A 9,051-nucleotide genomic window follows, 5' to 3' on the forward strand; every position below is an offset into this window, starting at 1 on the left:
GTCTGCAGCAGCGCCCGGGCACGGTACAACAGCTTGTACGCCAGCGCGCCAGATAATAGCCCCGGCGCAGGGCTTTTGACGCGCAAAGTGACTTCGGTGCCCCGGCCATGCGGCGCCTCGCTGAAATCCAGCACGATCTCGCTGGCGATGGCGTCGTGTCGGCCGGAGTCGACGAAACGCAACCGCCGCTCCTCGGTGACCATCAGGCACTCCCAGCTGATCCCGTCCAGCGGCCCTTTTCTGATCACCACACGCAGCCGGTCATCGGCACCGGCTTTGACAACGTCGGCCACGCCGTCCAGCACCTGTGACAGCTGCTCGGGATCTCGGAAGAAACGTTGAACGGCTTCGTGCGGGCAGCCAATCGTCAGCGACTGCAATTGCTCACGTTGGCCCATCCGATGGATAACCGCACCGACCGCGTGCCGCAGCTGTTCCTTCGCGGTGTCCAGGGCAGCGTCCAAGTATCCCACCGATCATCTCCCTATCGCATTAACCGAGCCATACCCGATGGCCTGCTCACCAAACACCACCGGCGTGTCGGGCATTACGCTCACGTCGTGTCCACCACCCCCAAGTCGTATCTGGTGCTGGCCTCTCAGCGCAGTGGCAGCACGCTGCTGGTCGAGTCGCTGCGCGCCACCGGAAGTGCCGGCGAGCCCCAGGAGTTCTTTCAGTACCTGCCCAGCACCGGCATGGCGCCGCAGCCGCGGGAATGGTTCGCCGACGTCGAAGACGAATCGATCTTGCGGCTGCTGGACCCGCTCGACCCAGGCACACCGGACACCGCAACCCCGGTTGCCTGGCGCGAGCACATCCGCAGCTCAGGCCGCACCCCCAACGGAGTGTGGGGCGGCAAGCTGATGTGGAACCAGACCCCGCTGCTGCTGGAGCGGGCCGCGGGCCTGCCGGACCGCTCCGGCCACGGATTACGCTCGGCCATCCGCGACGTCATCGGCAGTGAGCCGGTTTTCATCCACGTCTACCGGCCCGATGTGGTGTCCCAGGCGGTGTCGTTCTGGCGGGCGGTGCAGACCCAGGTGTGGCGGGGCCGCCCGGACCCGGACCGTGACAAGCGGGCCGAATACCACGCCGGCGCCATCGCCCAAGTCGTCACGATGCTGCGCGACCAGGAAAAGGGCTGGCGCAATTGGTTCGCCGAGGAGGACATCAACCCGATCGATGTGTCGTATCCGGTGCTGTGGCGCAACCTCACCACCATCGTCAGCGATGTCCTGGAAGCACTCGGCGTTGATCGCCGCCTGGCGCCGGAGCCGGTGCTGGAGCGCCAAGCCGACCAGCGCTCGGACGAATGGGTGGACCGCTACCGGGAAGAGGCGCAGCAAAAAGGGCTTCCGGTGTAAGGACTCCCCGGGCCTACCTCACCTGGGCAACGACAAACACCCGCCGGAATGGGAAGAAGGTGGTGCCGTCGGGACGGGGCGGGTAAGCGTCGGCAAGCAGCGGGATGAGCCCTTCGCGGAACTGCTGCCACTGCTCGTCGTTGAGGCGTTCACGCACCGGAACCAACGCGGTGCCGGTGATCCACTCCAGCACCGGGTGCTCACCGGTCAGCTGGTGCAGGTAGGTGGTCTCCCACACGTCGACTGTGCAGCCGGCGTCGATGAGCAGCTCGGCATAGCGGGCGGGCGGCTGGACCGCTGAGCCGACCCGGAACGGAATGTCGCGCAGGGTTTTCGCGAACGGCTCACGACGAGCGACAGCCCGGACGGCGGCATGCGAAGGAGATTCGAAGTTGCCGGGCATTTGCACGGCGATCCACGAGCCGGGGCCCAGGCGACCGGCCCAGCGGACCATCAGCTCGGCATGCTCGGGCACCCACTGCATGGCGGAGTTGCTGATCACCACATCGGTGTCGCGCTGCGGCGTCCAGTCCCGCAGGTCACCGACGGTGGCGTCCAGCCCGCGCTCACGCGCCGCGGCGACCATCTCCGGTGAGCTGTCCAGCGCCTCGATCACCGCGTCGGGCCAGCGCCGCGGCAGCTGCAGGGTCAGGTTGCCGGCTCCGCAGCCGAGGTCGACGATCCGGCGCGGCCGTTCCGCACCGATCCGGGACAGAAGGTCGTAAAACGGCCGACCACGCTGGCTCGCGAAGGCCAGATAGACGTCGGGATCCCACATCTTGGCCCTCCCCGCTCAACGCCGCCTGCGTCGGCTGCTATAGACAACGGTATTACTCGATGCGCACCAAGCGAGGACAACCGATGCCTACCAGACCGCGGTGTGTTGCGTGACAGCGCCCGCCGATGAAGCCGCGCAGGTACGGCAGATCTGGTCGGCGTTGGGGCTGCCGGGGGTGATCGACGTGCACACCCATTTCATGCCCAAGCCGGTGATGGATAAGGTGTGGCGCTACTTCGACTCGGCCGGTCCGCTGGTCGGGCGTCCCTGGCCGATTGCGTACCGCATCAACGAATCTCGGCGACTGAAGACACTGCGGCAGTACGGGGTGCGCCGGTTTACCGCGCTGGTGTACCCGCACAAACCGCAGATGGCGGCGTGGCTGAACCAGTGGGCTGCGCAGTTCGCCCGCTACACGCCCGATTGCCTTGCCACCGCGACGTTTTACCCTGAACCCGAGGCCGCCGAATATGTCGAGAAAGCCATCTCCGGCGGTGTGCGCGTCTTCAAGGCGCACATCCAGGTGGGCCGCTACGACCCCAACGACCCGCTGCTCGACCAGGTTTGGGGACTCATCGAGGACGCGGGAATACCGGTCATCATCCACTGCGGGTCCGGGCCGGCCCCGGGCGCACATACCGGGCCTGAACCCATCCGCCGTCTGCTTGGCCGTTATCCGCGGCTGCCGTTGATTGTCGCGCACATGGGCATGCCGGAGTACGCCGATTTTCTCGACATCTGCGAGCACTATCCAGAGGTCCTGCTGGACACCACGATGGTCTTCACGCCGTTCGCCGAAGAAACCATGCCGTTTCCTCGGCCGCAGCTACATCGGTTGCCACGGCTGGGCGATCGCATCCTGTTCGGTAGCGACTTTCCGAACATTCCCTACGGCTACTCCGAGGCGATGCGCTCGCTCACCCGGCTGCCCGGTATCGACGACGACTGGTTGCGCGGGCTGTTCTACGCGAATGCTGCGCGACTATTCGGCGCACCAGAGTAGCGATGAGCGTGTCACGAATCGGCGCCACGATGAGCACCGCGCACCTCGCTGACGCTCGTCATTGACGTCTGTTAGCGAAATTAGTACGCTAGCCACCGTGGCTGCGACGAAATCGGCCAGGGCACCCGGTTCGGCTATTGGCGGCATGCGCGAGGCGCAGCGACTGCAGACGCGGGCGCGGGTGTTCGAGGCCACGGTGGCCGAAATCGGCCGGTCTGGTTTGGCTGGCGCAGATGTCGCGGCAATCGCCGCGGCGGCCGGCGTGTCGCGTGGCACCTTTTATTTCCACTTCCCGACCAAAGAGCACGTGCTGGTCGAGTTGGAGCGCGCCGAGGAAGCCAATATCGTGGCCAGCCTTCAAAAGTCCAAGCCCGGCGATCTGATGTCGCTGCTGACGCTGCTGGTGCGCCACGTGCTCGCCGCCGAACGGCGATTAGGCCCGGTGGTGTTCAAAGACATGCTAGGGCTGCACTTCTTGGCGACGCGGCCGGTCGAGGACGAGCTGATTGAGCATCCGCTCGCCGAGTTCCTCATCGCCGCGATGGCCGACGCGCAGGCCGCCGGAGGCGTGTCGCAGCATGCCGACGCCACAGAACTCGCGGTCATCTTCCTTACCGGGCTGTTCGCGCTGCTGGCCACCGGTGGTGCCGCACCGCGAAAGCGGAACGCGCTGCTCGACCAGTATGTCAAGACAATTGTTCAGGGAATCGAGGACCGATGAGCGCCTTGGGTATTGAGGGTTACCGCACCTATCTGGCGCAGCGCGACGGCGATGCCGATCTGCTGCATCGACGCCTTGCCGGCCGGGAGCAATTCTTCGCGGCATTGGAGGCCGATCCCGTCAGATCGACACGTGCGATCGACCGGGCCGTGTTCCTGCGCAACCTGCACCGCCGCCGACCCGAACCAAATCTGGACCGGCCGATGCTGTTTGTCTTGGCCACCGCCAAACTGAATCAGGCCGAACGGTTCGGGGTAGGCCTCGGCGAGACCTACGGGCTCAACAGCGGCGATGACATACCGCCCGAACGGGTGTACATGGAGCTCGAGGAGCACTACCACACCCGCCTACTGGCTTATGTACTGGAGGTGTTCGGTCTTCCGTTCCAAATAGTCCCGCCGCCGCTGGTAATGCGCCAGTTCATCAAGGTCGCTGTATTCCTCCCGGAGAGAATCAGATTCGCGTTCGTGGGGGCCGGCAGAGATGGTCGGTTGCGTGATGTTCGACGAGTTGCGTCGCATCGGCGTTGAACTGTTCGCCGACGAACCAGAGGTTGCCGCGCGGATCGAGCGGCTCTACAACGAGATCCTCACCGACGAGATCGGCCACGTCGGCTACTGCGCAGCACGCTGCACCGCCGCAGAACGGGCAATCATGCGCTGGCTATACCCACGGATCGGACGGCTCTTCGCTCGCCAGACCGCCGAGATCAGCCGCCTCGTGGATCGCAAGGAGCTTCATGCGCGGCTTGACCGGCCGTTCGACGTCGCGGAACTGGCCGCCGGACTGTCGAACGAGACGTTCCTTGCCGCACACCCCTGAACCCTAACGACAATCGCTGCCATGCGGCATAGCGCGCCGCGGTTGGCTCTTGAGGTTCAGACCGCGGCCGCGTGCCGTGGTCTCGACGGGACGGCACCTGCCGCGCTGGGCCACCGTAGCCTTTCCAGCAGGCTGACAGGCACGTCGGTGTGGCCGTCGAGGCGCCCCGTGGACAGCGGGTCCAGCGCCAACAGCGCGGGCCAGTGGTTTCCATCCTGCGGGGTGAGCCCCGGCAGCGGCGAGCTAGCGTTGGGCCGGGCTTCGGTGCGGAATGCGCATGCCACCGCCAGGGTGGGCCGCTCTTTCGCGCCGCTGATCTCAAGCGCCGTCCAGGTCTCGCGGGCGGCGTGCGACCGGATGGCCGCCAGCATGTCGGGCAGCGCCGAATCGGCGTTAACCCGGTACGCGGCAACGTATTCCGTGTTCCTATCGTGAATGCCCCTCCAGCTTTCCCGCGCTGAGCGGGTAAACAGCCGCGGAACGTCGTCGGCTGCGGCGGTGCTGACTGTCCATCCCAGCTCGCGCAGGTGGTCGGCGAGCCTGCGCACCGCGACCTCGGTGGTCGTGGGTAGAGGAATCTGCGGCGAGCGGGCGTGTAGGGCGGCCAGGTTGTCCGCGGCCGACACCGTCATCCCGATCCAGGTTTCCCGCTGCGGCACGCCGGTGTCCGATCCGGTGTCGCGGCTGGTGATGCGGATGGCGTCGGCGCGAATGCCGTAGCGGTCCAGGTAGGCGGCCATCAGCGGAAGCGGAAGCGCGTCAACGTGTTCTGCTGGGGGCCGGACGTGCAGAAGTGCGGTGGCCCGCACATCGACGCCTGGTTCGCGGTCTGGCCGCAGGCCGCTGTTGCGTCTGATCATCGCTACCCGTCGACGCAGGATCGTGGTGAAGTACAGTCCCCGCCAGCGGACCAACACAAGGATCAGCACGGCGGCGGCGACACCTAGGACCCAACGGTCGCGCATCGACTGCCAGGGATAGGCCAGCGCGGCGGCCGCGACGGCCAGCAACACGAGCGTGACGCGTCCAGTGCCCGGCCACTCGGTCGATCGGCGCAGGCTCACGAGGTGGGCTCCTTTCGTCGGCGCGCAGCGATCGCGGCGACAATTGCGACGGCCAGCGCGAGGACCGCGGTGCCGGCGAAGGCGACGATCCGCGGTGTGGGGTCTTTCGGTGCCGGTTCCGGCGGGGCGGCGAGCTGCTTGACTGGCGGTGCTTGCGAGTCGGTGCTGGCGGGCAGATCCCAGGTCAACGCGGCGACCGGGTCCACGGTGCCGGCGCCGACCACGTTGGAGGGTGCCCTGGCCGCCCTGTGCGCGGTTGCGCTGATGCGTTGGATCGCTTGCGTCGCCGTCAGTTGCGGGTACTTGCTGCGAACCAGTGCTGCGACGCCCGCCACATAGCCGGCCGCGTAGCTGGTGCCGCTGAGCGGTATCAACTGTTGTTTGTCGTTGGGCAGCGCGTTGGCCAAGCCGCCGTCGTCACGGTTGCTGACCGACACGATGTTTTCGCCGGGCGCGGCGATTCCGACCCATGGCCCGGCCATGGTGAACTTCGACGGTTGCGCGTCCGGCGTCAGCGACGCTACCGACAGCACGTAGGGCTGCCACCACGAGGGGATGGACACCGACGTGACGCCGGACCAGTTGCGTGGGTCGTCCGGACGGCTCAGGTCGGTGAGTGGGGTGGATTCGCAGGCGGTTCCACCCAACGAACCGATGGCCCCGGTGTTGCCGGCCGCGGCCACGATCACCGCGTCTTTGTCCACCGCTGCATAGCGGATCGCCGCGCCGAGCTGTGTCTGGTCGACGCCGCGGTCGGCCGGCAGGCAGGTCACCGTGGAGACGGCGATCACCCGGGCGCCGCGGTCGGCCGCATGCACGATCGCCCGGGCCAGCGCGGCCACGTCGGCCGACGCCTGGGCCAGCGTCGGGTCGCCGCCCGGCATCTTCGGCATGAATTTGCCCGACGCGGCCCGCACCGACAGCAGCCGCGCGGCGGGTGCCACACCCGAGAACCCGTCGTCGCCCGGCTGGCCGGCAACGATGCCGGCCACCAACGTTCCGTGCCCGTCGCAGTCGGTGAGCCCGTCGGTGGTCTCCAGGTAGTCTCCGCCGGGGTCGACGTTGGGCAGCCGCGGCCCGGGCCGCACCCCGGTGTCGATGATCGCCACCAATTGGCCCTCACCGCGCGAAAGACGCCAGGCTGCAGGGAGATTCAGCATCACCTGGTTGGGTGTGGTGACGCCGGGGTCGGTGCCCGGCATGACAGCGGAGGTGCTGCACTCGGCGCGCCGCTCCATCGGCTGCACTGGCCCCGGCGCGCCGTCCGGGGGCTTGGCCCCGGGGTCGACGACCGGCGGGGTGATCGCCAGCGCCGATGGACAGGTCCACATCACCGCAGCCAAAACAGCGGTGAGGCAGGCCAATCCGAAGCGTGTCATCGATTGAGCACCCAGCCGAACAGGCCGATCAAATAGGCCATTACCGGAATCAGGGAGCCGTCGAGACCCGACGCGGCGAATCCCAGCAGCCGCCGCAGCGGCAGCGAGTAGCTGTCCGGTGAGGCGATCCGTGGATTCAGGGCAACCACAACCAATACCAACACCAGTGCGGCGAGTACCCCAGCTGCCGACAATGCCGCCAGATAGCGTCCGGTTGCGGTGTAGAGCACCAGCAGCAACAAGCCGACCAGATACGGTTCGGCCAACAGCCAGGCCTTGCAGGCCGCCGAATCCCAGACCCGGGCACGCAGTGCGGCGGCCGCCGCGGTGGCCCCGACGACGTACCAGCCCAACACCGGCACGGTCTGTGGGTGCAGCGCGATCGCCACCGATCCCAGCACGCTGAGCAGCACAGCGGCGGCGATGAACCCGCTCTGGTGGGCGTCGCTGACACGCACCCGCCGCGGAAGGTCTTCCAAGACGTGCACCGACGGCGCCGACGGTGTGGGGTCTCCCGGCGCGGGGATGACCGGCAGCGGGAAACGCGCGCACAGCGCAGACAATTGAGCGGCCTCGACGGTGACCAGCAGCGCCACCACGATCAACCCACACCCGATGCTCAACAGCGGGAGCTGCCAAAGCAATTCGGCGCCAGCGGCCAGCAGGACCGCAGTCCCCAGCACCGTGGTGGCGGTGAAAACCCCGATGGCGAGCTCACGATCGCGAGCGGGCACGATCAGGCTGATAAGCGACCACGCGGCGACTCCAGCCGCGGCCAGCATCACGTGGGCCGGCCCGAAGGAGCCGGGTACCACCAACGTCAGGGCGGCGGCGATCGGCACCAACGCCGCGATCGACAGCGCGACGCCGGTGCGCGGTGAGCGCGCCCTGCTCACCAGACCGGCCAGCGCAGTCAGCACCGCGATCGCACCGACGGCGAACAGCCCCACCGGATCCTTGGTGACGACGCGGTAGGTGAGGGCCAGCCCGCTGGCCGCCACAATCGCGACGATGACCGCGGCAAGTGCCCCACGCTGGATATGGGTGATGCCCCACGGTTTGAACCGCGAAGCGGAGAAGATCACTGCGGCGTCGGCGATGTCCTCGACGATGCCGGGTGCGGCCGGGCCGGTGGGCACCGGCTGCAGCGCGAGCAAGTCGCCATCGACGACGCCGACCGTGTCCAAGCTGGCGTCCAAGCTGAACGGTGCCCCACCGATCGGCGCGAGGCTGAGCCGAGTCGGACTCGCCGCCTGGTCGGCGTCGCTGTCGCCGTCAGGAGCCACCAAACGCTGGACGGCGGGCAGGATTTCGCGCAAGGGCAGTTCCGCGGGCAGGGCCATTTCCGTCAGCCGGCTTTCAGCGAGGACGGCGACCCGCACGATTGGCATCACAGCGCTCGACATCACCGGGTCCTCAGGCGTGGATGGGACATGGATTCTCTTTCTCTCTTTGTGGGCCAGTGCTAGGGCGACTGGCTGGTGAAATCTCGCGATAGCCGCAGGCTCGGAAACCAATGGCCGTCTGGTAATTCGGACATCAACTGCTCGAGCGCGACGGCGATCGCAAACGGGGTCCCGGGCCGAAACGTCGACACCCATTCGCCGTCGAAGGCCCTTGACGGGCTGACCAGCACCCGGCCGGCGGTGGTGTCGACGACGCTCATCCCGACCTCGGTGGTGGTGTGCTGGCCGTCGCGGCGACAGCCGGCAACCACCTCGACGTAGCTGCGCGGCCCAGTGAACACCGACTCGACCACCGGACGTGCGGACTCCGGAATGCCCAGGTAGTCAACGACTTCGGTGAGCGGGGCGCCCGCGCGCAGCCGTTCGTCGGCGCGGGCGCCGACTCGGGCCGGAAGGCTGCACTCGTCGAACCGCGCCGGCGGTCGCTGTGCCAGGCCGCCGGCGCCGCCCGGGG

At 67.5% G+C, this 9,051-nt stretch carries 9 protein-coding genes and 1 pseudogene (1 of these 10 running past the window's edge); 4 read left to right on the forward strand and 6 right to left on the reverse strand.

Annotation, left to right across the window (positions count from 1 at the left end; translation table 11 throughout):
- Positions 1-473: the 5' portion of a hypothetical protein gene (locus tag ACFE99_RS12845; protein ID WP_375485809.1), read on the reverse strand. 148 nt of this gene lie to the left of the window's left edge; 473 of the gene's 621 nt are visible here — the first part of the coding sequence; its start codon is at positions 471-473; its stop codon lies off the left edge, out of view.
- An 87-nt stretch (positions 474-560) separates the two neighbouring features.
- Between ACFE99_RS12845 and ACFE99_RS12850 the strand changes: the two genes are divergently transcribed.
- A complete protein-coding gene (locus ACFE99_RS12850) occupies positions 561-1,364 on the forward strand; it encodes a Stf0 family sulfotransferase (RefSeq protein WP_375485811.1) in 804 nt (267 codons plus the stop codon).
- Between the two features lie 13 nt (positions 1,365-1,377).
- Here ACFE99_RS12850 and ACFE99_RS12855 read toward each other — a convergent pair whose 3' ends face one another.
- Positions 1,378-2,142 (reverse strand): trans-aconitate 2-methyltransferase, encoded by a 765-nt coding sequence (locus tag ACFE99_RS12855; protein ID WP_375485813.1) that lies wholly within the window; start codon positions 2,140-2,142, stop codon positions 1,378-1,380.
- A gap of 109 nt (positions 2,143-2,251) precedes the next feature.
- Between ACFE99_RS12855 and ACFE99_RS12860 the strand changes: the two genes are divergently transcribed.
- The 3 genes and pseudogenes from ACFE99_RS12860 (at position 2,252) to ACFE99_RS12870 (ending at position 4,688) form a co-directional block, all read left to right on the forward strand.
- Positions 2,252-3,145 carry an amidohydrolase family protein gene (locus ACFE99_RS12860; protein ID WP_375485815.1) on the forward strand — a complete coding sequence of 298 codons (894 nt, stop codon included), beginning with the start codon at positions 2,252-2,254 and terminating at the stop codon, positions 3,143-3,145.
- A gap of 97 nt (positions 3,146-3,242) precedes the next feature.
- Positions 3,243-3,866: a TetR family transcriptional regulator gene (locus ACFE99_RS12865; RefSeq protein WP_375485817.1), complete on the forward strand. Its 624-nt coding sequence runs from the start codon at positions 3,243-3,245 to the stop codon at positions 3,864-3,866.
- Positions 3,863-4,688 (forward strand): annotated as a pseudogene (locus ACFE99_RS12870) (hypothetical protein). The gene ACFE99_RS12865 and the pseudogene ACFE99_RS12870 overlap by 4 nt, the downstream one beginning before the upstream one ends.
- Before the next feature lie 56 nt (positions 4,689-4,744).
- On the opposite strand, the gene eccE reads toward ACFE99_RS12870, so the two are convergent.
- The 4 genes from eccE to ACFE99_RS12890 form a co-directional block, all read right to left on the reverse strand.
- Positions 4,745-5,752 (reverse strand): type VII secretion protein EccE, encoded by a 1,008-nt coding sequence (gene eccE, locus ACFE99_RS12875; RefSeq protein WP_375485819.1) that lies wholly within the window; start codon positions 5,750-5,752, stop codon positions 4,745-4,747.
- Positions 5,749-7,131 carry a type VII secretion-associated serine protease mycosin gene (gene mycP / locus ACFE99_RS12880; protein WP_375485821.1) on the reverse strand — a complete coding sequence of 461 codons (1,383 nt, stop codon included), beginning with the start codon at positions 7,129-7,131 and terminating at the stop codon, positions 5,749-5,751. The genes eccE and mycP overlap by 4 nt, the downstream gene beginning before the upstream one ends.
- Complete coding sequence (eccD, locus tag ACFE99_RS12885) at positions 7,128-8,537, reverse strand: type VII secretion integral membrane protein EccD (RefSeq protein ID WP_375485823.1); 1,410 nt, start codon at positions 8,535-8,537, stop codon at positions 7,128-7,130. The genes mycP and eccD overlap by 4 nt, the downstream gene beginning before the upstream one ends.
- A 59-nt stretch (positions 8,538-8,596) precedes the next feature.
- Positions 8,597-9,051 (reverse strand): ESX secretion-associated protein EspG (locus ACFE99_RS12890; protein ID WP_375485825.1); only part of this gene is annotated, 455 nt, incomplete at its 5' end.

This window comes from uncultured Mycobacterium sp., from assembly GCF_964249325.1.
In the GTDB taxonomy this organism is placed as follows: Bacteria; Actinomycetota; Actinomycetes; order Mycobacteriales; family Mycobacteriaceae; genus Mycobacterium.

Coding starts and splice junctions, on each gene's coding strand:
- ACFE99_RS12855 (WP_375485813.1), bottom strand. CDS start 2,142: ATGTGGGATCCCGACGTCTATCTGGCCTTCGCGAGCCAGCGTGGTCGG.
- mycP (WP_375485821.1), bottom strand. CDS start 7,131: ATGACACGCTTCGGATTGGCCTGCCTCACCGCTGTTTTGGCTGCGGTG.
- eccD (WP_375485823.1), bottom strand. CDS start 8,537: ATGTCGAGCGCTGTGATGCCAATCGTGCGGGTCGCCGTCCTCGCTGAA.